Below are 23913 nucleotides of genomic sequence, written 5' to 3' on the forward strand. Positions count from 1 at the left end.
TCATAACCCAAAGGTCGCAGGTTCAAATCCTGCCCCCGCAACCAAATGGTCCCGTGGTGTAGCGGTTAACATGCCTGCCTGTCACGCAGGAGATCGCCGGTTCGATCCCGGTCGGGACCGCCATTTTCAATAAATAAAGTGGGTCAGTAGCTCAGTCGGTAGAGCATTAGATTGAAGCTCTAAGTGTCGGCGGTTCGATTCCGTCCTGACCCACCATTTTTTATTAATACTTGTGCCGGAGTAGCTCAGTTGGTAGAGCAACTGACTTGTAATCAGTAGGTCGAGGGTTCGACTCCTTTCTCCGGCACCACTAGGTGGGGTAGCGAAGTGGCTAAACGCGGCGGACTGTAAATCCGCTCCTTCGGGTTCGGCAGTTCGAATCTGCCCCCCACCACCAGTTTTTAGGGGCATAGTTTAACGGTAGAACAGAGGTCTCCAACACCTCCGATGTGGGTTCGATTCCTACTGCCCCTGCCAATTTTAAATTTTATGATGGCGGTCGTGGCGAAGTGGTTAACGCACCGGATTGTGATTCCGGCACTCGGGGGTTCAATTCCCCTCGTCCGCCCCATGTTTTCATTTCATTAAGTGAACTTATAAATAATAAAGTGGCGGTCGTGGCGAAGTGGTTAACGCACCGGATTGTGATTCCGGCACTCGGGGGTTCAATTCCCCTCGTCCGCCCCATCTTTTACTAGTGGGGTATAGCCAAGCGGTAAGGCAACGGGTTTTGATCCCGTCATGCCCTGGTTCGAATCCAGGTACCCCAGCTTTAAGCGGAAGTAGTTCAGTGGTAGAACGCCACCTTGCCAAGGTGGAGGTCGCGAGTTCGAACCTCGTCTTCCGCTCCAATATTTGGCGGCATAGCCAAGTGGTAAGGCATGGGTCTGCAACACCCTTATCACCGGTTCGAGTCCGGTTGCCGCCTCCATAATATTTTGCCGGCGTGGCGGAATTGGCAGACGCGCGGGACTCAAAATCCCGTTCCTTCACGGGAGTGTCGGTTCGACCCCGACCGCCGGTATCACGAAAGAGCCTGCCTGCTCTTTCAAAAACCTCTTAACTGTGAGAAATCATAGTTAAGAGGTTTTTTTATTGAGTTTAGATTAAACTGGAAATTCGGTTTCAACAAAAATTTGTAAATTGATTATATAGATAGTGTTAATATCTCGAGAAATAAGCTATTATAATTTAGCTGAGAAATTATGTTGCGAAAATAGTGGAGGTAGAGAAAATGGCTTTCAAAAAGAAAGATAAGTTTGCATTGCAGTTGAGTGACATTGCGTTGAATTTAAAAGAAAGTGCAGCTTATTTTGCTGAGTATAAATTAAAAGCTAGTAATGACTTGATCATTTTTTCGAACACTATGAAGGATTATGAAACAAAAGGAGATTCTTTTATACATTCCATAATCCAAGATCTTAACAACGCATTTATTACGCCAATTGAACGAGAAGATATATTGGCTTTAGCAATGAGTATGGATGATGTATTAGACGGTTTAGAACACACAGCTGCACGATTTGATATGTATTCAATAGTAGAAGCAGATGAATACATGCTTGAATTTGTTGAAGCAATTCGATTGAGCACGATTGAGATAGAAATGGCAGTCGAACTAATGGTTTCTAAGAAGTTGCCTCAGATGAGATCTCATGCGATTAAAATTAAAGATTACGAATCTAAATGTGATGCCGTCCTGCGTCGATCCATAAAAAATCTGTTTCAAACTGAAAAAGATCCGATTCGAATTATTCAATACAAGGACATATACGAAGAGTTAGAAGAAATTGCTGATCATTGTCAGCAAGTCGCGAATACATTCGAATCAATTATTATGAAAAACGCCTAAGGAGCAAAATGACTAATGGATATGGTATTGCTGTTAACAGTTTTGATTGTCATTTTTGCTATAATATTTGACTTTATCAATGGGTTTCATGATACGGCAAATTCGATAGCTACTGCGGTTTCTACAAAAGCACTAACACCGAGACGTGCAATTATGCTTGCGGCCATTATGAATTTTGTCGGTGCTATGGCTTTTACGGGTGTTGCTAAAACAATAACCAAGGATATCGTCGATCCTTTTGCGCTCGATAATGGCTCTGTCGTTATTCTAGCAGCTTTATTAGCGGCTATTACATGGAATTTGTTGACTTGGTACTATGGAATTCCAAGTAGCTCCTCACACGCGCTAATTGGTTCAATAGCTGGAGCAGCTATTGCAGGGGCTGGCTTTGCAGCTCTTAATTACAGTGGCTTTCTAGCAATTTTGCAAGCTTTAATCTTTTCACCAATTCTTGCTTTGGTCGTGGGTTATCTCATGTATAGTGTTTTTAAAATAGTATTCAAAGATCATAATTTAACAAAAACAAATAAGAATTTTAGATTAATTCAAATTGCCACTGCTGCATTGCAGTCATTTTCCCATGGTACGAATGATGCACAAAAAGCGATGGGGATTATTACGTTGGCATTGATTGTGAATAATTATCAAAGCTCTGATGATATCCAATTATGGGTACAAGCTACATGTGCCCTAGCAATGGCGTTAGGGACTTCGGTTGGCGGTTGGCGAATTATTAAAACAGTGGGCGGGAAAATCATGAAAATTCGTCCAGTTAATGGTGTAGCAGCTGATTTGACAGGTGCAGCAGTAATTTTTGGTGCTACTCTGATTCACTTGCCAGTTAGTACAACTCACGTTATTTCGTCTTCTATAATGGGAGTTGGGGCAGCGCATCGTGTTAAAGGCGTTCAGTGGGGGACAGCCAAGACTATGTTAATCACTTGGGTGATTACAATGCCAATATCGGCGATGTTAGCCGCTGTCTTCTACTTTCTTCTTAATTTGGTTTTGTAAAAAAGATAAACACCTGTTTTTGCAAAATTATTTGTTATACGAATAAAGTATTGGCGAGCGAAATGAGATGTGCTATAATAATTCTTGTCCGCTAAAGAAATACTTGCCGGCGTGGCGGAATTGGCAGACGCGCGGGACTCAAAATCCCGTTCCTTCACCGGAGTGTCGGTTCGACCCCGACCGCCGGTATACCGCAAGATTAGATGAGAGGCCCTAACATTATTGTTGGGCTTTTCTTTTTGGAATTTTTAAGATGGATTGCTGAGGATAAGTAGCAGTAAATAGATTCTTAAAGAACTAGTAAAAAGACCACCGCAAAAGCTTTAGCTTTTGCGGTGGTCTTTTGGTTAACGTTAAATAATTCCTTGAAATCGAAGGATAATTTCCGCGATGACTGCTGAGCCAAGAAATGTTCCGAGCAGAACCACCATGCCAATTACGATAGTTTTCCAACCTAATTGCACAAAGTCGAACCATGAACGGCCAATGGATACGCCGGCATAAGCTAAGATAGGCGTAGCAATTGCTAATAAAGTAACTTCTGTCGTGTAAGTGACAATTTGTGCTGCTCCCGGCATACCCGGAATTGTCAATATTAGACCGATAATGCCGATGTAAGCGATGCTAGGCAACTTGAATGGTAGTAGGCGGTGAATGACTAATCCGGCCAGGCTAATGCCTATTAGGATGGCTATTCCGGGAAGCGCATCCCAAGGAAGTATATCGTAGCCAATCCAATTACCAATCAGCATGATCACACCAATAATCATAAAGACCAGTATCCATTCTTTAAGACTTTTTATCATAATCTACGCTTCCTTTCGCTGCTTTTTTCTCTTTGTTTTTAGAGAGAATCTCATACAGTTTAACCGTTAAGGGCAAACCAATAAAAATACTCATGTATAGACCTGTTACTGAGGAAATTAAGTTGCTGACTCCTGAAAAGGCAGTCAAGGTTTCACTCATCTCAGGAAATGCGGCAATTAAAGGACCTAGAGAAGCCGCTGCCATACTACCGCTGCCCACACCTGTCGCCATGGCGAAAGAAATCGGGTGCAGGGGCGTCACGGTAGCTAAAAAGCCTGATATCAACCCAATAAAAATCGATCCGAAGACGGTACCAAAAATATACATAGCCATAACGCCGCGTCCTTCGGGAGAGGATAAACCATATTTATCGGTAATCAGAGCAAGGTTGGCTTCTCGTCCGATAGAATGCGTCATACCGATGCTTTCTCTCTTGAGTCCTAGAAATACAGCTAAAGGAAGAGCTAATAAGATCGTGCCAAGGTTACCAAATTCCTGTAACAATAGAGCAGGACCGGCTTCGATGATTTGAGGCAGAGCGGGTCCTGCTTGGACACCGAATTTAGCTATCAGTACAGAAACTGAGAGAAATACTAAAGGTTCTGCGTTAATCGATTGTTTATCGGTTACCAGTGGAGTGAAATACAATCCGAGACCAATCACAACTGCATAAAGCATCGGCAACAATAGAATGGTCCCAGGTCCAACTGGAATAGCGAATGTACCAATCGACTCAGTCACGGCTACAATCGCTAAAACGATGACATGTAGCCGCCAATCTTTCCACAATTTAAAAGCTTGTTCGCCCATGTAACATCTACTCCTTTTATGTGGGAGAACTGGCTCTCCGTTAGTGATTAGCTTGCGTTAATAGCAGACTGGTATTTTTTCGCATAGTTAAGTGCCGCTGTGCCTAATGCTTTTGCGGCTATCAGCAAAGAACGTTCATCAATATCAAATTTTGGATGGTGATGTGGGTAAGCCTCAGTGTTGTCTGGGCTCTGTGCACCTGTAAAAAAGAACGTTCCTTTTATATGTTGAAGGTAATACGAGAAATCTTCGCCACCCATGACAGGTGGTGTTTCTCTAACTTCTTCTACTCCAGGGACAGAGGATGCGAGAGCTGCTAGAAAATTTGTTTCCTCTTCGTGATTGACTGTTGTTGGATAACCGCGTGTATAGGTATATTCATAATCTGCTCCTGAAACGAGACAAGTTCCTGCAATGACGCGTTCAATTTCTTCTTCGATAAAACTACGAATGTCTTCTTTGAATGTCCGTACAGTTCCAGTCATTTCAGCCGTGTCCGCGATAACATTATAGGGATTTTTAGCTTCGAAATTACAAATTGAGACAACAGCAGATTCCAATGGATTGATTCGGCGGCTGACGATTTGTTGCAAGTTATTAATCAGTTGTCCCCCAATGACAATGCTGTCTTTTGTATCGTGAGGGCTTGCAGCATGCCCACCTCTTCCAAGGATTTTAATGTCAAAGCGATCTGGAGCGGCTTGAAGAGGACCTGAGCGATAACCAATTTCTCCAAGAGGGATTTGTGCCTGTAAATGCGTACCAAAAATAACATCGACGCCATCGAGACAGCCGTCTTCAATCATGGCGATGGCTCCGCCGGGTGGTAGTTCTTCTGCGTGCTGATGCAAAAAGACAATGGTACCTTCAATTTCTGATTGCATACTATTTAATGCTTTCGCTAGACCAAGTAGACTCGCCGTATGGCCATCATGGCCACAAGCATGCATGACACCGTCATTTTTAGATTTAAAAGGCACGTCAGTTTGTTCTTGAATCGGTAGGGCGTCAAAGTCTGCGCGCAAAGCAACAGTTGGACCAGGTTTGTCACCTTTTAAGTAGGCCAGCACACCGTTACCACCAACATTTCTGCGGACCTCGTGACCTAATTTTTCGTGGAAAAGAGCAATATATTCGGCTGTTTCCACTTCCTCAAAAGATAGTTCTGGGTATTCATGAAGATGGCGCCGAATATCGACAATCTCGTCGTACAGTTTATCGAGCTTAGTGAATAGTTGATCCAAAAAAAACCCTCCTTTAGAATAATAGTCTTATCCTATCATAATTTTCAGTGAAGTTTAAGGTGTTTTTGCGGAAAATAAAAAGTATTCAGTTATATTAACTTCCATTCCTGGTGTAAAAAGTATATTCAGGAGTAATAAGGGCTATCTACGAGAACGACTGTGGAATATGTTAGTAGTATAACTATAAGGAATACTTGGATTGATGTATTTATCCAGTTGAAATAGCAAAATCAACTGGATAAACAAAATGAAGAATAGAAAGAGTGAGCTGCTTTACTTAATAATAAGGATCGAATTTAATAAGGAATTATTTCTTTAATTTAAGAACAACTTTTCAAACGCTGCTTTTGAGTTTTTTATCGTAAATGTGTATGCTAAAACCTAATCAGTGATTCTGCACTACAAAGGAGAATTTGATGAAATCTATACATAGTAACATTTTAGAATTTAGAGGAAGTCATTACGATTTTGGATTCAAGCAAGGAGAGCTGTTAAAGAATAGTATAATATTGGAGAATCGACAAAAGCAGTGGAAAGCAAAAAGACCACGATTTAAAATAGATGTGGCAGAAACGGCAGAAGCTTATTGTAAATTTGCTCCTCGGATCTGGCATGAGTTAGTGGGTCTGCAGGAAAGTCTCGGCTTGCCGATGGAGGAAGTGCTGCGCGATTTTGGTGGATACCGAATCGATGCCATGCCATCTGGCTGTTCAATCGTGACAGGCACAGATTTTATGGTTCGAAATTATGATTTTCACCCGCAGACCTATGAAGGACGTTTTAGTTTGTTTCAACCAAACGACGGGGGCTATGCGACGATTGGTCCAACATCACGAATTATCGGACGGATGGACGGCATGAATGAAAAAGGACTTGCCATGGGCTATAATTTTACACACCGAAAAAAGCCAGGAGACGGCTTTGTGTGTTATTTAATCGGGCGGATTATTCTAGAAACTTGTGCAACAATTGAAGAAGCGGTGAAACTGTTAAAACAACTTCCTCACCGCGGGTCGTTCAGCTATATTGTCACAGATACAAGCGGAAGAACACGCATCATCGAAGCAAGCCCTCGCTCGGTTGATGTCCGCATCAGTAACGCATGCACCAATCATTTTGAAATTCAGCAGCACGAAAACCGCAATTATTTAAAGGATTCGTTTGACCGTTTAGAAGTTATTCAAAGTCAGCAAAGCCAAACGGCAGACGCATTGAAAGCATTTCGTTTATTTAACGACACCGGCAAAGGTGTATTTTCGAAGCTTTACAAGAGCTGGGCGGGGACGATTCACACATCTCTTTATTTGCCAAAAGACAAAGAAGTTTGGTTTGCACTCGGTGGAAATCAACAGCCAACCGTTTTTGATTTTGCAGGCTGGCTACGCGGAGAAAATTTGAACATTCAGCAAATCCATGGAGTAGTAGATACGGATATTGGCTTTGCACATGTCGACAAACAATTCAGCTAAACAAAACAGGCGCCAGCAATTTAGTTGCTGGCACCTGTTTTTTATAGTTCTGCCATATGAGCAAATGGAAAATGTGTGTCAATATTCCCATTGATCCGTTTGGCGTATAGTCGCTCACCTTGTAACCATTTATCGAAATCGAGCATCAGTGGCAAACGGTCAGGACCAATGGCAAATCCAATTTCGAGACTATGCGGAAAGTAAGAAGCGGTATGCAAGGTTCCTGAAGCGGTGCTGTACTTTGTTGAAAAGACACCTTGATTCGAGTCGTTTAATAGACGAAATGCACTATAGGCATCGATTTTATTTTGTTGTTGCTTTAACATAGCGTCTTCTCTTCTGCGAGAATCATCAATTTGGTACCGATTTTCTTCTACGAGCAATTCAAAATGATTGGTCGACACAGCGGAGTCACGAACGACGACAAAACGAGGCGATGCTTCAACGACCACTGATCTTCCTGTACGATCAAGTAAGACATAACTAAACGAACGACGATGAGGCAGTTCTTCTAATAACTCGACTGCATCATCAATGGTAGCGCAATTTTCCAAAATCAACCGGCCAATCATATTGCAAATAAAACCATCTTCAGAGTTGCGTCGATTGATAAAGTTATACCCCATAACAAGCCCTTTTTCATTCATACCATCCGTGCGACCGGTTATTTGCATCGTCGGGCCAATCGTGGCAAATCCACCATCAGTTGGTTGATACAAAGCAAGTCGACCTTCATAGCCTTGTGGGGAACTATCGTAATTGCGAACCATAAAGTCGGATTCGGTATAAATCGAACAGCCACTTCGTGTGTATTCTAAATAATAGCCGCCGAATTCTCGAATGGCATCATGCAACGACCAATTTAACGCATCAGCAAGGCCGTTAATTTCTTCCCACACACGTGGTGCTAACGTTTGCAAGATGTTTTTAGCGCGTTGTTCATCTATAATCAAATGGCGACTGGAAGCTGTTCGTTGTTTTTGGCGGTTGGCAAGAATTACGGACTTTTTCAATAATTCTCCTTGCATTTGACCAAAATCGTAATGGCTTCCACGAAACTGGACGATGTCACTGTGTACTCGTTTCACGTATTGATCCCTCTTTTACTAATTAATGTAAGAAGAGTTTACTGCATTTATAGGCAAATAGAAAAGAATATGCCTATGGACTACTAGTTGTGTTGTACTAGTTGTTAATGAGTGATCTCGTCGTGCAGTTAACTTATCTGTAGGGAAGACTTTTTTACAATAAAAAATAACTAGGCTTGGTTTGTTATATATTGTATGATATTACAGTAGGTAAAAGTAATCATTAAAAAGGGGATTAATATGAGTAAAAAAACAGGGGTTCTATTATTTTTATCAGGTCTTTTAGCTTTGACGGTATCAACGGAAACAACATTTGCAAATACACAATATTCACAGGCAGTTAAACAATTATCAACCTTCCAAAAGAAATTGCCTGTTGAACAAAAACTACTGAAATCTTCGACTATTCAGCAACTAGAATCACAGCTACAAAAAGAGTTGTTGATTCAGAAACACTCGGTTCCACAAGCCAATACATCTACAGTTAACCGCGCAGCTTCAGATTACCTGATAGAGCAAGAACCAAATGATGACTTTGATTTCGCTAATCAATTATCTTATTCAAAACCCACGGTAGGACAATTACTACCTGATTATGATTTGGATTTTTACAAAGTGATCGTTCCAAGCGACGGTATGTTGGCTGTTGGTGGGGGAACAACGTCTTATGAAATCGACCTTTTGTTCATGGCAACTGAAAAAGATTTTAAAGACACGGGAAAGCTTAGCTATTTAGCTAGTGATTATGACGGTAATGTAGAAATCCAAGTTTATCAAGCTAAGGCAGGCACTTATTATATTCCAGTAATTGATGCAGATGATTACAGCAATGGCTCATCAGATCTATACATTATGGCTACATCCTTTATAGATAACGTTGCCCCATCTAAACCGACTGTTAACGCAATTGACAATAACGATTTAGTTATTACTGGGAAAGCTGAAGCAAATTCCACAGTTACAATAAAAAATGGCAGTAAGGTTATAGCTACAACAAAAGCTACAACAAAAGGCGTATTTTCCTCTAAAATAGCTGCTCAAAAAGCTGGTGTGAAATTGAATATTACAGCGGAAGACAGTGCAAAAAACAAAAGTTCAAATGCAACAGTAACGGTAGCAGATAAGACAGCCCCAGCGAAACCAATAATCAATAAAATTACTAGTAAGGACTTAAAAATAACCGGTAAAGTAGAAGCAAATGCTACAGTTACAGCAAAAGTAGGGAAAACAGTGTTAGGTTCAGTGAAAGCTGATGCAAAGGGTAATTATTCTGTGAAGATAAAAGCGCAGAAAACAGGTACAACAATTGAAGTAACGGCAAAAGATAAAGCCGGGAACATTAGCAATAAGACTACAAAAGTAGTTGTTAAAAAATAAGTAAAAATACAAAAGACCAACAACTTTCAAAATTGAAAGTGTCGGTCTTTTGTATTTTTACTAGATAACATAAAACTCGGCATTTCCGCCGTTAATACCGGTAAACATATTCGAAGCGGCGGTAAGCAGCTGCAAAGCCGTATCTTTTTGCATAGAAGGACGCAGATAAAAAATATGTACTGCATTTTTTGTCTGTTCTGTAACAGCCGTCCGTTTAGAATCGACATAAGGGCTACCGAAAGCGCCTTCGTCGTCTTTGGATACGAGAATACCAGTCAATGTATTGGTGCGGTTATTTAAGCCTTCATAGCGGTCTGTGCTGGTTCCAACCGTAATTTCAATATCGCCTGAAATTTTATCAGCATCGTAAAGACCTAGTGGAATTTCGTATTGGAGCGACAAAAAGCTATTCATGTCGACAGCAGAATCGACGACGGATAAATAATTTTGCTTTTTAATACGACGGTATAATGCTTCAGCAGACGGTCGGTAACGACTTGGATCGGCTCCTAATGCTTTCCATATTAGTTGCCATTCGAGCAAACCAGGAAAATCGGTAAAGTCTTTATCTTCTAACTCGAAATACAATTGCTCTTGAAAAAGTTGCAAACGGCCTTTTAACATTTGAGGTGAATCGGAAACGGTGATATTGTTATAAAGAATGATGCCAATTTTAAAATCGCCTAGAATCTCGTTTATTTGAGGATCGATTGTCAGCTTCATTGCAATCTTCCTTTCGCGTATGGGTTTTTATTATCGTATCATAGAATTGAGTGAGGGGTTACGACATGAATCTTGATCAATTTCAAAAAGAGCTTGTTGCGTATGCCTCGGACATCGGAATTGATAAAATCGGCTTTGCATCGGCAGAACCTTTTTATAGCTTAAAGCATCAATTGATTCGTCAGCAGCAGTTAAATTACCAGTCAGGCTTTGAAGAATCAGATGTGGAAAAACGTACGAGGCCGGAGCTGTTGCTAAATGAAGCCGTTAGTATTGTTGCGATTGCCATTGCTTATCCATCAAAGATGGAAGATGCACCGCAAGGAGTAAAAGGCGCAAGGCGAGGCATGTTTTCTCGTTCCTCTTGGGGCAAGGATTACCATGCCGCTCTCAGAGAGCGGCTGACGCTGTTAGAAGCGTTCATTGCGTCGCGTTACCCAGAAGCACGAATGCGATCGATGGTGGACACAGGAGAACTATCTGACCGGGCAGTAGCAGAACGAGCTGGCATTGGCTGGAGTGCTAAAAACACGAACATTATCACGCCAGAATTTGGTTCGTACGTGTATCTGGGTGAGATGATTACCAATATCCCGTTTCGTTTTGATGAGCCAATGGAAGATCAATGCGGGGACTGTCGGTTGTGTATCGACACGTGCCCAACAGGAGCGATTGTCGAAGGCGGCCAATTAAACGCTCAGCGTTGCATTTCGTTTTTGACGCAAACAAAAGGATTTTTACCGGATGAGTTTCGTAGCAAAATTGGCAATCGGCTATATGGCTGTGACACGTGTCAGACGGTATGTCCGAAAAACAAGCGAAAAGCCAATCAAATTCATGCAGAGTTTGAGCCAGATCCAGAAATTGCGAAACCCTTATTGCTGCCATTATTAACAATTTCTAATCGTGAGTTTAAAGATAAGTTTGGTTATGTGTCCGGATCGTGGCGAGGCAAAAAACCGATTCAGCGAAATGCTATTTTGGCGTTAGCACATTTTAAAGAAACAGCTGCTATACCTGTTTTGATTCAATTGCTCGACAGTGATGAGCGACCGGTCATTCGAGGAACTGCGGCTTGGGCAATTGGTAAAATTGGCACTGATGAAGGATTAGAAGCATTAAAGCGCGTGCAACAGCTAGAAAAAGATGGTGAAGTGCAAGAAGAAATTCAAAAAGGATTGGCATTTTTTGCTGAAAGATTGAAAGGATAAGTGACAGATTTGGCTATTCATATTGTGTTGTACCAACCGCTGATTCCAGCAAATACAGGGAATATCGCGCGTTCATGCGCCGGGACAGGAGTTAAGTTGCATTTAATCCGGCCGCTCGGTTTCTCGACAGACGATAAAATGCTTAAACGCGCCGGGCTGGACTACTGGGAACATGTCGATATTTATTATTATGACGGGTTGCAGGAGTTGTTTGACAGTTACCAAGACGGGGTGTTCTACTATATTACGAAGTTCGGCGCAAAGCCGCATACTTCATACGATTTTTCCGATAGAGGAAAAGATCATTTCTTCGTTTTTGGACAAGAAACTAAAGGATTGCCGAAAGAACTGATCGAGCAAAACCCAGATCATTGCTTGCGAATTCCAATGAACGATCATATTCGTTCACTTAATTTGTCGAATACGGCAGCGATACTCATGTACGAAGCGTTGCGTCAACAAGATTATCCAGGCTTAGAATAAAAAAAGGACAGCGAATTTCGCTGTCCTTTTACACTATTCTCTTTCGTTTGTTCCAGGTTTGTCATCGTATCCAGCAGTAAAAATAGCTACTAAGAACGAAACACAAACACCTAAAATAAGGATTAAGTTCATAAGAATGACCTCCTTGAAATGTGCATCTTTGTTTAGTATAGCTTACAAGTGGGAAAAATGAAATATACAACATCGCTCGAAATGTGGATAATTTCTGACGGTCTCGTAAATAATGAAACCTTAGCTGTTATCGTTCGTATAAAGAAGATAGCAACTTTTATAGAAGGGATGAAGATATATGAAAATGAAGATTTCTGTTGCGTTACTTTGGATTACAGGCTTAGCTGAAGCCTTTCTAGCAATCCCGTTAATTGGCGGAGGCTTTGTCATCAGCACAGGTTACTCAGCGTTAGGTGTTATGTTCGTGCTTCACGCGATTACTTTATTCTTCAGCTTCCGTGAATATTCACCAAAAGCAGGTTCGATTCTCGGAATCATTACAAGCATAATCGCATGGATTCCAGGTGTCGGTTGGGTATTCCACTTGATTACTGCAGCTGTGTTATTATTGTCAGCAACATTCACCAGAAATAGAATCTAAAAAAACCGCCAATTTGGCGGTTTTTTTACATCTATCATCAATGAGGTGCGATTAATAGTTGAATCGTGAACAAAATCGCAAAGACGTAAAGAATTGGATGAACCGACTTGCCTTTGCCTTTGAAGATTTTCATTAACGGATAAGAAATAAAACCGAAAGCAATCCCCGTTGCAATACTCGATGTTAACGGCATAGCGAGTACAATCAAAAAGGCGGGGAAAGCTTCATCGAATTTTTCCCACTCAATTTGTTTGACTGCACCAATCATTAAACTGCCAACGATAATTAATGCAGGAGCTGTAATGGCGGCAACACTTGATAAAGAGCCGACTAACGGTCCGAAAAACGCTGCGAGTATGAAAAGAACGGCAACTGTTAAACTTGTAAGACCGGTGCGACCACCTGCTGCAACACCTGCCGTAGATTCAACATACGCGGTAGTTGGACTGGTTCCAACCATAGCACCGGCAGTAGCTGCGAACGAATCTGCTAGCAACGCTTGACGCATTCTAGGCATTTTATTGTCTTTTAGTAAGCCAGCTTGTTTGGCGACACCAATCATTGTGCCAGTCGTATCAAACAACGTCACGAGTAAGAAAGAAAAGACAACGCCATAAAGACCATATTCAATGACCAATTGAAGAGCTTCTAACGGATTCCAAATCAGAATCCCTTCGGGCAATGACGGTAATTTTATAAATCCTGTTTCAAATTTTAATTGACCAGTGAAAAAGGCAACGATTCCTGTGACAATCATACCGTAAAAAATACCACCACTAATATTTAATGACATAAAGATGACAGTAATTAGTAAGCCGAGCAACGTTAAGGCGACAGGAAGAGAAGTTAAATCACCTAAGCCGACCAAATTCGCCTCGTTTGCAACAATCAAGCCGCTCAGTCTCATACCGATAAACGCGATAAACAAACCAATTCCAGCAGTAATAGCATGCTTTAAGTTTTCAGGAATGGCTTGAATCAGCACTTTTCTCAAAGAAGTCAATGACAACAAAATAAAAATAAGACCCGCCACAAATACAGCTGCAAAGGCAGTTACGTAATCGATGGCCCCATTTGATCCGAGTACCATAGAAGTGAAATAAGCATTCAATCCCATGCCGGGTGCAATGGCAATGGGGTAATTAGCGGCTAAGGCCATCCATAAAGTTCCGATGGCGGCGGCGATAATCGTCGCTAAAAATACTTGATCAAACGGCACACCTGCAGCACCTAAGATGACTGGATTGACAATGACGATATAGGCCATAGTTAGGAAAGTCGTCATTCCAGCAGTCACTTCAGTCTTTATCGTCGTATTGTTTTCTTTTAAATGAAACATAAAAAACTCCTCCTAAAACACGAACAATTTTACACAACATGATATATATTATTCGTTTTAATCGGAGAGTGCAAGAGCTTGCACCGAAATCCTAAAAGTCGAATTAATCTAATATTATTTGTACAATAGAAAGATGAAAGGATGATGATAGATGGGGTTAACAATCAACTCAACAAAACAATTACATAATGGTGTAGAAATGCCCCGCTTCGGCCTCGGTGTCTACAAAATGACCGACAAAGAAGCCGCAGTAGAAGCGATGATTACGGCAATTGGAGCAGGCTATACAGCAATCGATACAGCGACCATTTACGACAACGAAGCAGAAGTAGGCGAAGCGGTACGGAATTCGGGTGTTAAACGCGAGAACTTGTTTATCACTTCGAAAGTTTGGAACACGGACCAAGGCTATGATGAAACTTTGCGTGCATTTGAAGCATCGCTAAAACGTCTGGATTTTGATTATTTGGATCTGTATTTGACACATTGGGCGATTGAAGGGAAATACGTAGACACGTATCGTGCCATCCAACGTCTTTACGACGAAAAGCTCGTTCGTTCCATTGGTGTTTCAAATCACCAAGAGCATCATTTGGAGAAAATTATGGCTACGGCCAATACAAAACCAATGGTCAATCAAATTGAATTGCATCCACAACTGACACAAGTGCCATTACGAAACTATTGCGACGCAAATGACATTGTAGTAACATCGTGGTCGCCACTTGCAAGAGGTCGTTTGCTAGAGGATCCTGTGTTAGTGGAAATCGCAAAACAGCATAATAAATCAATTGCACAGGTCATTATCCGTTGGCATTTGCAGAATGATTTAGTCGTTATTCCAAAGTCAGTAACACCCTCACGCATTCAAGAAAACGCGCAAGTATTTGATTTCGCGTTGACTCCAGAAGAAATGGGTATAATCGATGGGTTAAACCAAGATTGGCGTAGCGGAACACATCCAGATGACATTAAGGTTTAAAAGATCCTCTACTTAAGTAGAGGAAATCAAAAAGAACGAAGAAAAGGACATCCTCTTCTCCGTTCTTTTTATTGTTTTTAAAATCGCTGATTGAAATGGAAGCGTCAACGTAAGCCCACGAGAAAGCGTCCGCTGCAATGGACATCAGTCACTACTTTTTTATTATCTCGCAGTATCTTCAACCACTACTTTTTCATTTGTAAACGGGTGGATGAATGACATGCGGAAAGCATGAAGGTGATAAGCGCCGTCTTGTGTTGGCGGTCCGTCGTATAATGTATCTCCAACAATCGGATGACCGATATGAGAAAGGTGTGTACGGATTTGGTGCGTGCGTCCTGTTTCAAGTGTTAAATGAAGCAAAGATTTGCCTTCCATTAGTTTCAGTACACGGTAATGAGTAACAGCGCTTTGACCTGTTTGAGAAACCATGCGACGCGTTGGGTGATGGCGATCGCGACCAATTGCGAAATCAATTGTGCCAGATTTATTGTGAACTTTGCCTTTCACAACAGCTTCGTAGTCACGAACCAATTGTTTTTGTTCTAACATACGGTCCAGCACGTTTTTTGCAACAGGGTGTTTTGCAACCATCAACAAACCGGAAGTTCCTTGATCCAAGCGGTGAACATGCTCCCCATATGATCCGCCGTTACGAATAATGTGACCAAGAATGGCGTTAATGAACGTATCTGTTTGGCCAACTTCGTTCGGGTGTGTCGCCATACCTTTTGGTTTACGAGCCACGATAAAGTGATCGTCTTCAAAAAGTACCGGTAACTCAACATCGTGTTTTGGTTCGTAAGGTGAGTCTGCGGGAGGCAAGTCAAATTGCAAGACAGTTCCTTTTGGTAAAGGTTCTTTCCAAACTACTTCTTGGAATTTATCGTTTTTAACGCTTTTGGCCATGCGCATTTGGTGAACGACTTTTTTTCCAAGGCCCCATTCGGTTCTTAGTAATTCTTCAACGGTCATACCGTCATCTTTGATTTCATAACTCCAAGTCATGTGGTTTCCTCCATTAAAAAAGGACCATGCGCCAGGCACATGATCCTTTTGTCAGTTATTTTTTAACTACATCAGTGAAAAATTGTTCAATATTCTCTTTTGGCTGTGCACCGACCCAACGCGAAACTTCTTTACCCTCTTCGAAATGGATCAATGTTGGTGTAGCTTCGATCAAGTATTGTTGCCAACCTTGATCATATTCTAACAGATTGTACTGCAAAACGTCTATACTCATATCTTCAGCAACCGGCATCAAAACAGGTGTAGTCTGCTGACAGTAGCTACAAGTTGGGCTGTAAAAATAAACCGTAGTTGGCTCTCCGCTAGCAATTTCCTTTTCTAAATCAGCCGGTAAGACAATGTTCTGATAATTTTCATCGTCTAATTGATCAATAGTTGCCTGCTCTAGATCCTCTGTATCGTATGGGTTATCCGCCAATTTCTCATCATTTGCCTGATTCGTTAAAAAGATGATTCCGGCAAAAATAATAACAACAATTCCTGCGATGATTAATAACTTTTTCATGTTACTTTTCCTCCTTAAGGGACTTTAATAAATAGATACTCATTCCAGCAATTAGAATAAATGCAGTAAGCGCTAAAAAGGGAATGGTGATAAATCCGAGGAGATTGATATACTCACCGTTACATGGAACAAGTCCACAAGATGGTGCAGAATCTGCCAGGAAATCGAGCTTCTGTAAACCGTAATGATAAAGAGAAATTCCTCCTCCTATAATGGAGAACACAAGCGCAGTAGCTGCAATTCGAACATTTTTCTGTACGTAAGCAACTCCGATGACAATAACAAGCGGATACATAAAGATACGTTGAATCCAGCATAGTTCACACGGAGCAAAGTCACGAATTTCAGAAAAATAAAGCGAACCGGCCGTGGCGATAAGGGCTACAACCCACATGGAAAGCAAAACATTCTCCTGGCGTTTCGTCATTTGAGATTCCCTCTTTTCAAAAAATGATTCCATAGAATTATAATTGTTATCGGGAGACAAGTAAAATAATATCAACCTGAGCGACTATCCGATATAATAAAGTATGAAACTTTTGTGAAGGAGAGCTGTGCTGTGTCAGAACAATTTGATTTATCCCATTTTGAAAAAAGCATGATCATTCGCGAGATGACTTATGCAGATATAGATGCCATCCTGGCAATGCAGCGTCTATGCTTCCCGGGAATGGATCCTTGGAAAGAAGAACAGTTAAGAAGTCATTTGGGTGTTTTCCCACAAGGTCAGCTTATAGCTGAGTTAGATGGAACAGTCATTGGCTCCTGTTCAAGTTTATTAATCAACTTTGATGAATATGACGACCGTCATACGTGGGACGATGTAACCGACGCGGGATATATTACCAACCATAATCCAGATGGTTACAATATGTACGGCATTGAAGTGATGGTACACCCAGAATACCGCCGGATGAAAGTAGGCCAGCGTTTATATGAAGCCCGCAAAGAATTAGCACGCGAATTAAATTTAAAATCGATTATCATCGGAGGACGTATTCCAAATTACCACAAACACGCGGATGAAATGTCACCACGTGAATATGTAGATTCGGTTTCACGTCATAAAATTTACGATCCGGTTTTGACGTTCCAATTGATGAACAACTTCCAATTAATGCGCATCAATCCGAACTACTTGCAAGACGACGTAGCTTCAGGTAAATACGCAACGTTGATGGAATGGAATAACGTCGATTACAAACCTGTTTCTAAACGTCATTTCAAAACAAGCTTGCCGGTCCGTATTTGTGTTGTCCAGTATTTGATGCGCGCCATCGAATCGTTTGATGATTTAGCGAACCAAGTAGAATATTTTGTAGATGTAGCGTCAGATGCCCATTCAGATTTTGTGGTATTCCCTGAAATCTTCACGACGCAGCTCATGTCGTTCTTAAATGAGCCATCGCCGAGCCAAGCAGTACGTAAGTTAACGGAATATACACCTCAATATATTGAATTGTTTACAGACCTTGCTGTTCGTTACAATGTCAACATTATCGGAGGATCGCATTTCGTTAAAGAAGAAGACGATGAAATTTACAATATTGCTTACTTGTTCCGCCGTGACGGATCGATCGACAAGCAATACAAAATCCATATCACACCAAACGAACGTAAATGGTGGGGCATTTCTGCAGGAGATTCGGTTCGTGTCTTCGATACGGATTGTGGGAAAATCGCTATTCAAATTTGCTACGATATTGAATTCCCAGAACTGGCGCGTATTGCGACAGATATGGGTGCCAATATTATTTTCACCCCGTTCTGTACAGAAGATCGCCAAGGCTACTTGCGCGTTCGTTATTGCGCACAAGCGCGTGCTGTGGAAAATCAAATCTACACGGTCATTTCCGGTACGGTCGGTAACTTGCCGCAAACCGAAAACATGGACATTCAATATGCACAATCGGGTATTTTTGCGCCATCCGATTTTGAGTTTGCACGTGACGGCATTGTCGGCGAAACCAATGCAAACCTTGAAATGGTGTTGATTGGAGATGTCGATTTGGAAATTTTACGTCGTCAACGTCAAAATGGAACAGTCAAGCAGTTAAAAGACCGTCGTCATGATGTCTACCGTGTAGAATACAAAAAAGACTGAACACCGCCGCTTCCGAAATGGAGCGGCTTTTTTTTGAGATGTTTGATAAACTGGAGATTCAGCGAAAAAATTTTTAACTGATGTGCTTACTTAGTGAGGAGCTCTCGCAGGAAAGCGCAACTGGTTTGTAGAATATCTACATATAAGACTGTTTAATTTAACTCAATTTCAATATGGATGGAGGAATTTCTATGTCATGGAAAGAACGCATGAAGCGTTGGTTAGACAATGAATCACTTGATGAAGAAACGCGCCAATCATTAACTGTCTTAAAAGACGATGAAAAATTAGCAGAAGATGCGTTTTATCAAGATCTGGTTTTTGGTACCGGAGGCATGCGCGGTGAAATTGGTCCAGGGACAAACCGCATGAACGTTTATACGGTCCGTAAAGCCTCTCAAGGAATCGCGGATTACATGAAGGAAAATGGGGAACTTGCTATGGCACGGGGGATGGTCATTGCATATGACAGCCGCCGCATGTCACCTGAATTTGCAGAAGAAGCAGCACGTACATTTGCAGCAAACGGTATTCATACGTATTTGTACAGTAGCCCTAGAACGACACCCCAGTTATCGTTTAGTGTTCGATATTTGAATGCATTTATGGGAATTGTTATTACGGCGAGTCACAATCCGCCGGAATACAATGGCTATAAAGTGTACGGAGAAGATGGCGCTCAATTAAATCTAGAAGATGCCGACCGTGTCATTGACTATGTTAGCCGTGTAGAAGATGAGCTATCTATCGTCAACGAAGGATTTGACGAGTCATTACTAATCCGAATTGACGAAAAATTGGATGAAGCGTATCTTACCAATGCGTTAACTGTTCAAGAGCATTCAGCGAGTCCGATCCAAGCCGTTTTTACGCCACTTCACGGAGCATCGGGTGCAACGGTTAAGCGGTTATTAGATCGAGCAGGCTATGATCAAATTACTTACGTAACCGAACAGATGCAACCAGACGGTGAATTTCCAACTGTTACTTCTCCGAATCCAGAAGAAGGATCTGCATTTGAATTGGCAAAAGAATACGGTAAGAAATCCGGAGCTGATTTACTGATTGCCGTCGATCCAGACGGAGACCGTGTTGGAATTGCCGTTTGGAGCGGTAGCCAGTATGAACTACTGAGCGGCAACCAAACCGGCGCTATTTTGATTGAGTATTTGCTGAGTCAAAAACAAGCAAAAGGCACGTTACCCAAAAACGGTCGTATTTTTAAAACCATTGTCACATCAGAATTTGGTCGCGTCGTAGCAGAATCATATGGTGTCAGTTCGGAAGATGTTTTAACTGGTTTTAAATTCATCGGTGAAAAATTAAAGCACAACGATGAGGATCCGAAATTCGAATTTTTATTCGGCTACGAAGAAAGTTATGGTTATTTAATTCGTGATTTTGCAAGAGACAAAGACGCTGTCCAGTCTGTTTTATTGCTCGTTGAAGCAGCTGCTTTTTATAAAAAACAAGGGAAGAATCTTCATGACGTGTTGATCGAATTGTATAATGAGTTTGGTTGGTACCGTGAATCACTCGTATCTGTTACGAAAAAAGGCATTGATGGGGCCCGTGAAATTACTGCATTGCTGGAAGGTTTGCGTAAACACCCAGTACAGGCGATTGCCGGCATTCCTGTTGTTTCGATTGAAGATTATGAAACGCAAAACCGCATTTCTGTCAATTTGGGCACCAATGAAAAAATTGAACTGCCTCAATCTAATGTCTTGAAGTACTTCTTAGAAGATGGTTCGTGGGTATGTGTGCGTCCAAGCGGCACAGAACCGAAAGTGAAATATTATTTCGGCATCACCGCAAAAACACAGCAAGAAAGCGATGAAAAAATGGAATTGCTAAAAGAATCATTCATAGAAGAAGTAAATAGCCGCTAACGACTAAGCCCCCCTAAAAAAGGGGGCTTTTATTGTCTAACTCTGTATACGTATGTGCCTTTCTAAGACAAAAGTACGAGTGAGTTGGATTGCGATCACGTATATGATAAAAGTGAGGTGATTAATGTTGGCAGAACCTTCAAATGTAACGCTGTTAAAAGAAATTGCTGAACTGTTAAATGAAGAAATGGATATGACGTGTATGTTAGATGGGGCTATTCGTAAATTGTTGAACGGCTCTGCTTTTGAAACGGCTTGGATATTTTTTATTAATGAAAAAGGCAAGCATCAATTAGTGGCTCAGGCTAATTTGCCGGCCGCTTTAGAAGAAAACAGTTGCCGTCATTTACAAAAAGGTGGCTGTTGGTGCGTTAAGCGCTATCACGATGGCGATCTTGAAAAAGCATCGAATATTATCGCTTGTCAACGTATCGAAAATGCCATGCCAGAAAATTCGCGGCTACAAGGCAGTATCACTCATCATGCGACGGTTCCTTTGCAGTCAGGAGAAGAGAAATTTGGCTTGCTGAACATTGCCGCACCCGACACTGTCGGGTTTTCAAAAGACGAATTGGCTCTGTTGGAATCAGTGGCTTTTCAAATTGGCTCTGCAATCAAACGAATTGGCTTAACAAAGCAAGAACAGGAATTGGCTCTTGTGAAAGAACGAAATCGCTTAGCGCGCGACCTCCATGATTCTGTTAACCAATTGCTGTTTTCAGTGACGTTAACTGCTCGCGGTGGTGTCGAGATGTCAGAGGATCCTGTTGTTCAAGAAACTTTTCGCGATATTCAACATTTGACGCAGGAAGCATTGAATGAAATGAGAGCGTTAATTTGGCAATTGCGGCCAAAAGGGTTAGAGAGTGGATTGCTTGATGCCATCAAAGGTTACGGAGAAATGCTCGGAATTGCAGTTGAAACAAAAGTAATGGGTGTTATTCAATTGCCATCGCGAATTGAAGAAACGCTATTCCGGATTGCGCAGGAATCGTTGAACAATGTCCGGAAACACGCGGAAGTTAATAAAGTCGAATTGTATTTATCGGTCACGGCAACGGATGTTTTGTTCGTGCTAAAAGATGAAGGGCGCGGATTCGCATTTGATCATAGAGTCCACTTGCCATCTATCGGCATTCAAAGCATACGTGAACGTGCCAAAGCAGAAGGTGGCACAGCTGATTGGTCAAGTGAGATTGGCAAGGGAACGGAAATCTTAGTGCGGATTCCGTATGGATAAGGAGTTGAAAACGTGATGAAAGTTTTAATAGCCGATGACCATCATGTGGTCCGACGAGGATTGTTATTCTTTTTGAAAACACAAAAGGATATTGAAGTGGTAGGAGAAGCGATAAATGGCAAAGAGGCTGTAGAAATGGCTGCAGCACTTCAGCCGGATATTGTGTTAATGGATTTGGTAATGCCCATTATGGACGGCATTCAAGCAACGCGAATGATCAAAGAACAATTCCCCACTATCATCGTTTTAATGCTAACTAGTTTTTCAGATCAAGATCACGTGGTGCCTGCGATTGAAGCGGGAGCAGCAGGCTATCAATTGAAAGATATTGAACCGGATGAACTGGTTGCTTCTTTGCGCAGTTTGATGCGTGGTGAAAACACACTGCATCCAAAAGCTTCTTCTGAACTGATGAAAGCGCCAGCGGAACCGGCACCTCATACCATCAACCAGCTGACACCAAGAGAACAGGAAGTGCTGGCTGAATTGACTAAAGGCAAAAGCAATCGCGAAATCGCTTCTGCGTTATTTGTTACCGAAAAAACAGTGAAAACGCATATTTCCAACATCTTTATCAAACTAATTGTTCAAGACCGGACGCAGGCGGCACTTTATGCCGTGAAGCATGGTCTGACTGAACCAGAGATAAGATAAAAGGAGAGGGCTGTACTCAAAAGGTCATGAAAAACGACTTTTTGAGTACAGCCCCGTTTTCAGGCGACAAAATAGGTGGATGCATTTGCACGTACGATCTGTAATCAATGACTTTTTATATTCTCAGAAGCAATTCAAAAAAACAGGTGGAGAAAAAGAGTTTCTTTTTCTCCACCTGTTTTATGTTAGAGACTTACGGGATAGCCTCCTCTATTTTAGCGTTTTTTAACGGGTCGTTTGCGATTGTCTTTGGTTAGTTGTTTCCATTTGTTACGCGCGGCTTTTTGAGCAGCGGCATCGCTTTTTCGCTCCATATGAGCAAGCTCACGCTTTAGCTTTAAATAACTCTGGTAACGTCCGGCATCCAACTTACCATTTCGAAGTGCCTCCTGAACGCAACAACCAGGCTCGTCATGATGAGCGCAATCACGGAATCGACAGTGGAGTGCCAAATCTTCGACATCGCTAAATCCTGCTGTTACGCCTTCTGAATAGTCGCCCAGCTGAAATTCACGCATGCCAGGTGTATCAATCATTAATCCGCCTGCAGGCAGTAAAATCATTTCTCTGTGTGTAGTCGTATGTCGCCCTTTGCTGTCATCTTCTCGGATATCTTGAACCAGCATTTGTTCATTGCCAGACAAGGCATTGATCAAAGAAGATTTCCCGACACCGGAAGAACCGAGTAAAGCTCCAGTTTTTGAACCCGTTAACTGCTTCTGTAATTCTTCGATTCCTTCACTAGTACGTGCGGATACGGCAAAAATCGGAACGCCGAACGCTACATTTTCTACTTCACGTAAATAAGGGGTAATGTCAGTGCATTGGTCTTTTTTTGTTAAGACGATAATGGGATTCGATCCAGAATCCCAAGCGGCTAACAAATAGCGTTCTAACCGCCGAATATTAAAATCATCGTTTAGTGACATCGTTAAAAACACGATATCCACATTGACCGCAATCAATTGGATATCAGATGTTTCGCCCGCCACTTTTCTAGAAAACTGAGACGTTCGTGGTAGCACATGGTGAATAATGCCTTTGTCTTCACCCGGCATTTGCTCGACCATGACCCAATCTCCGACGCACGGAAATTCTATGCCATGGTGCTGGTGTCTGTACTTTCCAGATAATGAGCAAAGCCATTCGCCATCATTTGTGACAACGCGGTATCCATTTTTATGCTCCAGTGTGACACGCCCTGGAGTGCCATTCGTCGTTGTTTTGTCTTGCCAGCCTGAATTCCAGCCGTATTGTTCAATTTTCATCAATGTTATTTCCTCCTAATTATGCAAAATAAAAAACCACGGATGCGCGCAATTCGCAGTCGTGGTCTCCGGACATAATGGAAGAAGCGTATCGTCAGCGATACACAGAGGGAGACACTATAGACTGGAATTGCGTATTCAACAATAAAATAGCCATAATGCTTCACCTCTTTCTTCAAGTTAGATTAACGATATAGGATATTCTGTTT

Annotated in this window: 22 protein-coding genes and 12 tRNA genes; 24 read left to right on the top strand and 10 right to left on the bottom strand. The window is 41.8% G+C overall.

The window, feature by feature from the left end; genetic code table 11:
• Positions 1 to 47: 47 nt before the first annotated feature.
• The 14 genes from QMF37_RS11785 to QMF37_RS11850 all read left to right on the top strand — a co-directional run bounded on the left by QMF37_RS11785 (position 48) and on the right by QMF37_RS11850 (position 3055).
• Positions 48 to 123 (top strand) — tRNA-Asp (locus QMF37_RS11785).
• Positions 124 to 140: 17 nt separating this feature from the next.
• A tRNA-Phe gene (locus QMF37_RS11790) sits at positions 141 to 216 on the top strand.
• Between the two features lie 18 nt (positions 217 to 234).
• Positions 235 to 310, top strand: a tRNA-Thr gene (locus QMF37_RS11795).
• Positions 311 to 313: 3 nt separating this feature from the next.
• Positions 314 to 397: transfer RNA gene (locus QMF37_RS11800), tRNA-Tyr, on the top strand.
• Between the two features lie 6 nt (positions 398 to 403).
• Positions 404 to 477: transfer RNA gene (locus QMF37_RS11805), tRNA-Trp, on the top strand.
• 18 nt (positions 478 to 495) lie between these two features.
• Positions 496 to 571, top strand: a tRNA-His gene (locus tag QMF37_RS11810).
• 40 nt (positions 572 to 611) lie between these two features.
• Positions 612 to 687 (top strand) — tRNA-His (locus QMF37_RS11815).
• Between the two features lie 11 nt (positions 688 to 698).
• Positions 699 to 770, top strand: a tRNA-Gln gene (locus tag QMF37_RS11820).
• A gap of 6 nt (positions 771 to 776) precedes the next feature.
• Positions 777 to 851: transfer RNA gene (locus QMF37_RS11825), tRNA-Gly, on the top strand.
• Between the two features lie 6 nt (positions 852 to 857).
• Positions 858 to 931, top strand: a tRNA-Cys gene (locus tag QMF37_RS11830).
• A 9-nt stretch (positions 932 to 940) separates the two neighbouring features.
• Positions 941 to 1024, top strand: a tRNA-Leu gene (locus QMF37_RS11835).
• A gap of 210 nt (positions 1025 to 1234) precedes the next feature.
• A complete protein-coding gene (locus QMF37_RS11840; protein ID WP_071153387.1) occupies positions 1235 to 1852 on the top strand; it encodes a DUF47 domain-containing protein in 618 nt (205 codons plus the stop codon).
• Positions 1853 to 1867: 15 nt separating this feature from the next.
• Complete coding sequence (locus QMF37_RS11845; protein ID WP_058385987.1) at positions 1868 to 2866, top strand: inorganic phosphate transporter; 999 nt, start codon at positions 1868 to 1870, stop codon at positions 2864 to 2866.
• 105 nt (positions 2867 to 2971) lie between these two features.
• A tRNA-Leu gene (locus QMF37_RS11850) sits at positions 2972 to 3055 on the top strand.
• A 164-nt stretch (positions 3056 to 3219) separates the two neighbouring features.
• Here QMF37_RS11850 and QMF37_RS11855 read toward each other — a convergent pair.
• Genes QMF37_RS11855 through QMF37_RS11865 form a run of 3 tightly spaced genes read right to left on the bottom strand, consistent with a single transcriptional unit; the run spans position 3220 to position 5727 of the window.
• Positions 3220 to 3672, bottom strand: a complete 453-nt coding sequence (locus QMF37_RS11855; protein ID WP_078080217.1) for a hypothetical protein — start codon at positions 3670 to 3672, stop codon at positions 3220 to 3222.
• The gene (locus QMF37_RS11860) at positions 3656 to 4483 is read right to left on the bottom strand and encodes a DUF3100 domain-containing protein (RefSeq protein WP_058385985.1); all 828 of its coding nucleotides are present in this window, start codon (positions 4481 to 4483) and stop codon (positions 3656 to 3658) included. Before QMF37_RS11860 ends, QMF37_RS11855 begins: the two co-directional genes overlap by 17 nt.
• A gap of 47 nt (positions 4484 to 4530) precedes the next feature.
• On the bottom strand, positions 4531 to 5727 hold the full coding sequence (locus QMF37_RS11865; RefSeq protein ID WP_283478387.1) for a M20 family metallopeptidase: 1197 nt from the start codon (positions 5725 to 5727) through the stop codon (positions 4531 to 4533).
• Positions 5728 to 6143: 416 nt separating this feature from the next.
• On the opposite strand from QMF37_RS11865, the gene QMF37_RS11870 reads away from it, so the two are divergent.
• Positions 6144 to 7196, top strand: a complete 1053-nt coding sequence (locus QMF37_RS11870) for a C45 family autoproteolytic acyltransferase/hydrolase (protein WP_283478388.1) — start codon at positions 6144 to 6146, stop codon at positions 7194 to 7196.
• Positions 7197 to 7237: 41 nt separating this feature from the next.
• On the opposite strand, the gene QMF37_RS11875 is transcribed toward QMF37_RS11870, so the two are convergent.
• Entirely contained in the window at positions 7238 to 8284 is a 1047-nt protein-coding gene (locus tag QMF37_RS11875; RefSeq protein WP_058385982.1) for a C45 family autoproteolytic acyltransferase/hydrolase, read from the bottom strand.
• Positions 8285 to 8524: 240 nt separating this feature from the next.
• On the opposite strand from QMF37_RS11875, the gene QMF37_RS11880 reads away from it, so the two are divergent.
• Positions 8525 to 9661 (top strand): Ig-like domain-containing protein, encoded by a 1137-nt coding sequence (locus QMF37_RS11880; RefSeq protein WP_058385981.1) that lies wholly within the window; start codon positions 8525 to 8527, stop codon positions 9659 to 9661.
• 60 nt (positions 9662 to 9721) lie between these two features.
• Here QMF37_RS11880 and QMF37_RS11885 read toward each other — a convergent pair whose 3' ends face one another.
• A complete protein-coding gene (locus QMF37_RS11885; RefSeq protein ID WP_058385980.1) occupies positions 9722 to 10384 on the bottom strand; it encodes a B3/B4 domain-containing protein in 663 nt (220 codons plus the stop codon).
• A 65-nt stretch (positions 10385 to 10449) separates the two neighbouring features.
• Between QMF37_RS11885 and queG the strand changes: the two genes are divergently transcribed.
• From queG to QMF37_RS11900, 3 genes are all read left to right on the top strand, one after another.
• Entirely contained in the window at positions 10450 to 11595 is a 1146-nt protein-coding gene (gene queG, locus QMF37_RS11890) for a tRNA epoxyqueuosine(34) reductase QueG (protein ID WP_058385979.1), read from the top strand.
• A 9-nt stretch (positions 11596 to 11604) separates the two neighbouring features.
• The gene (trmL, locus tag QMF37_RS11895; protein WP_058386941.1) at positions 11605 to 12078 is read left to right on the top strand and encodes a tRNA (uridine(34)/cytosine(34)/5-carboxymethylaminomethyluridine(34)-2'-O)-methyltransferase TrmL; all 474 of its coding nucleotides are present in this window, start codon (positions 11605 to 11607) and stop codon (positions 12076 to 12078) included.
• A gap of 310 nt (positions 12079 to 12388) precedes the next feature.
• Positions 12389 to 12691: a hypothetical protein gene (locus tag QMF37_RS11900; RefSeq protein ID WP_078080221.1), complete on the top strand. Its 303-nt coding sequence runs from the start codon at positions 12389 to 12391 to the stop codon at positions 12689 to 12691.
• A 37-nt stretch (positions 12692 to 12728) separates the two neighbouring features.
• Here QMF37_RS11900 and QMF37_RS11905 read toward each other — a convergent pair whose 3' ends face one another.
• Positions 12729 to 14030 carry an NCS2 family permease gene (locus tag QMF37_RS11905; RefSeq protein WP_071153652.1) on the bottom strand — a complete coding sequence of 434 codons (1302 nt, stop codon included), beginning with the start codon at positions 14028 to 14030 and terminating at the stop codon, positions 12729 to 12731.
• A gap of 151 nt (positions 14031 to 14181) precedes the next feature.
• Here QMF37_RS11905 and QMF37_RS11910 point away from each other — a divergent pair, with 151 nt between their 5' ends.
• Positions 14182 to 15012: an aldo/keto reductase gene (locus QMF37_RS11910; RefSeq protein ID WP_071153653.1), complete on the top strand. Its 831-nt coding sequence runs from the start codon at positions 14182 to 14184 to the stop codon at positions 15010 to 15012.
• 162 nt (positions 15013 to 15174) lie between these two features.
• Here QMF37_RS11910 and QMF37_RS11915 read toward each other — a convergent pair whose 3' ends face one another.
• Genes QMF37_RS11915 through QMF37_RS11925 form a run of 3 tightly spaced genes read right to left on the bottom strand, consistent with a single transcriptional unit; the run spans position 15175 to position 16973 of the window.
• On the bottom strand, positions 15175 to 16020 hold the full coding sequence (locus QMF37_RS11915; RefSeq protein ID WP_071153654.1) for an RluA family pseudouridine synthase: 846 nt from the start codon (positions 16018 to 16020) through the stop codon (positions 15175 to 15177).
• A gap of 55 nt (positions 16021 to 16075) precedes the next feature.
• Positions 16076 to 16546 carry a thioredoxin family protein gene (locus tag QMF37_RS11920; protein ID WP_071153655.1) on the bottom strand — a complete coding sequence of 157 codons (471 nt, stop codon included), beginning with the start codon at positions 16544 to 16546 and terminating at the stop codon, positions 16076 to 16078.
• 1 nt (position 16547) lies between these two features.
• Positions 16548 to 16973, bottom strand: coding sequence for a disulfide oxidoreductase (locus QMF37_RS11925; RefSeq protein WP_058385974.1), 426 nt, complete (start codon positions 16971 to 16973; stop codon positions 16548 to 16550).
• A 132-nt stretch (positions 16974 to 17105) separates the two neighbouring features.
• On the opposite strand from QMF37_RS11925, the gene QMF37_RS11930 reads away from it, so the two are divergent.
• The 4 genes from QMF37_RS11930 (at position 17106) to QMF37_RS11945 (ending at position 22436) form a co-directional block, all read left to right on the top strand.
• Entirely contained in the window at positions 17106 to 18650 is a 1545-nt protein-coding gene (locus tag QMF37_RS11930) for a carbon-nitrogen hydrolase family protein (RefSeq protein ID WP_058385973.1), read from the top strand.
• Between the two features lie 191 nt (positions 18651 to 18841).
• The gene (locus tag QMF37_RS11935; RefSeq protein ID WP_078080222.1) at positions 18842 to 20542 is read left to right on the top strand and encodes a phospho-sugar mutase; all 1701 of its coding nucleotides are present in this window, start codon (positions 18842 to 18844) and stop codon (positions 20540 to 20542) included.
• 124 nt (positions 20543 to 20666) lie between these two features.
• Positions 20667 to 21782, top strand: coding sequence for a GAF domain-containing sensor histidine kinase (locus QMF37_RS11940; RefSeq protein ID WP_071153656.1), 1116 nt, complete (start codon positions 20667 to 20669; stop codon positions 21780 to 21782).
• 12 nt (positions 21783 to 21794) lie between these two features.
• Positions 21795 to 22436, top strand: a complete 642-nt coding sequence (locus QMF37_RS11945) for a response regulator (RefSeq protein WP_071153657.1) — start codon at positions 21795 to 21797, stop codon at positions 22434 to 22436.
• Between the two features lie 215 nt (positions 22437 to 22651).
• Here the strand turns inward: QMF37_RS11945 and rsgA are convergent, their stop codons facing one another.
• Complete coding sequence (gene rsgA, locus QMF37_RS11950) at positions 22652 to 23707, bottom strand: ribosome small subunit-dependent GTPase A (RefSeq protein WP_245830239.1); 1056 nt, start codon at positions 23705 to 23707, stop codon at positions 22652 to 22654.
• Positions 23708 to 23913: the final 206 nt, after the last annotated feature.

This window comes from Planococcus sp. S3-L1, from assembly GCF_030063085.1.
In the GTDB taxonomy this organism is placed as follows: domain Bacteria; phylum Bacillota; class Bacilli; order Bacillales_A; family Planococcaceae; genus Planococcus; species Planococcus kocurii.

Bases quoted from the DNA above. Each gene is read 5' to 3' on its own strand.
- QMF37_RS11910 (WP_071153653.1), top strand. From the start codon at position 14,182: ATGGGGTTAACAATCAACTCAACAAAACAATTACATAATGGTGTAGAA.
- QMF37_RS11855 (WP_078080217.1), bottom strand. From the start codon at position 3,672: ATGATAAAAAGTCTTAAAGAATGGATACTGGTCTTTATGATTATTGGT.
- QMF37_RS11920 (WP_071153655.1), bottom strand. From the start codon at position 16,546: ATGAAAAAGTTATTAATCATCGCAGGAATTGTTGTTATTATTTTTGCC.
- QMF37_RS11915 (WP_071153654.1), bottom strand. From the start codon at position 16,020: ATGACTTGGAGTTATGAAATCAAAGATGACGGTATGACCGTTGAAGAA.
- QMF37_RS11900 (WP_078080221.1), top strand. From the start codon at position 12,389: ATGAAAATGAAGATTTCTGTTGCGTTACTTTGGATTACAGGCTTAGCT.
- QMF37_RS11845 (WP_058385987.1), top strand. From the start codon at position 1,868: ATGGATATGGTATTGCTGTTAACAGTTTTGATTGTCATTTTTGCTATA.
- QMF37_RS11905 (WP_071153652.1), bottom strand. From the start codon at position 14,030: ATGTTTCATTTAAAAGAAAACAATACGACGATAAAGACTGAAGTGACT.
- QMF37_RS11940 (WP_071153656.1), top strand. From the start codon at position 20,667: ATGTTGGCAGAACCTTCAAATGTAACGCTGTTAAAAGAAATTGCTGAA.
- QMF37_RS11860 (WP_058385985.1), bottom strand. From the start codon at position 4,483: ATGGGCGAACAAGCTTTTAAATTGTGGAAAGATTGGCGGCTACATGTC.
- queG (WP_058385979.1), top strand. From the start codon at position 10,450: ATGAATCTTGATCAATTTCAAAAAGAGCTTGTTGCGTATGCCTCGGAC.
- QMF37_RS11840 (WP_071153387.1), top strand. From the start codon at position 1,235: ATGGCTTTCAAAAAGAAAGATAAGTTTGCATTGCAGTTGAGTGACATT.
- QMF37_RS11885 (WP_058385980.1), bottom strand. From the start codon at position 10,384: ATGAAGCTGACAATCGATCCTCAAATAAACGAGATTCTAGGCGATTTT.
- QMF37_RS11870 (WP_283478388.1), top strand. From the start codon at position 6,144: ATGAAATCTATACATAGTAACATTTTAGAATTTAGAGGAAGTCATTAC.
- QMF37_RS11925 (WP_058385974.1), bottom strand. From the start codon at position 16,973: ATGACGAAACGCCAGGAGAATGTTTTGCTTTCCATGTGGGTTGTAGCC.
- QMF37_RS11880 (WP_058385981.1), top strand. From the start codon at position 8,525: ATGAGTAAAAAAACAGGGGTTCTATTATTTTTATCAGGTCTTTTAGCT.
- QMF37_RS11935 (WP_078080222.1), top strand. From the start codon at position 18,842: ATGTCATGGAAAGAACGCATGAAGCGTTGGTTAGACAATGAATCACTT.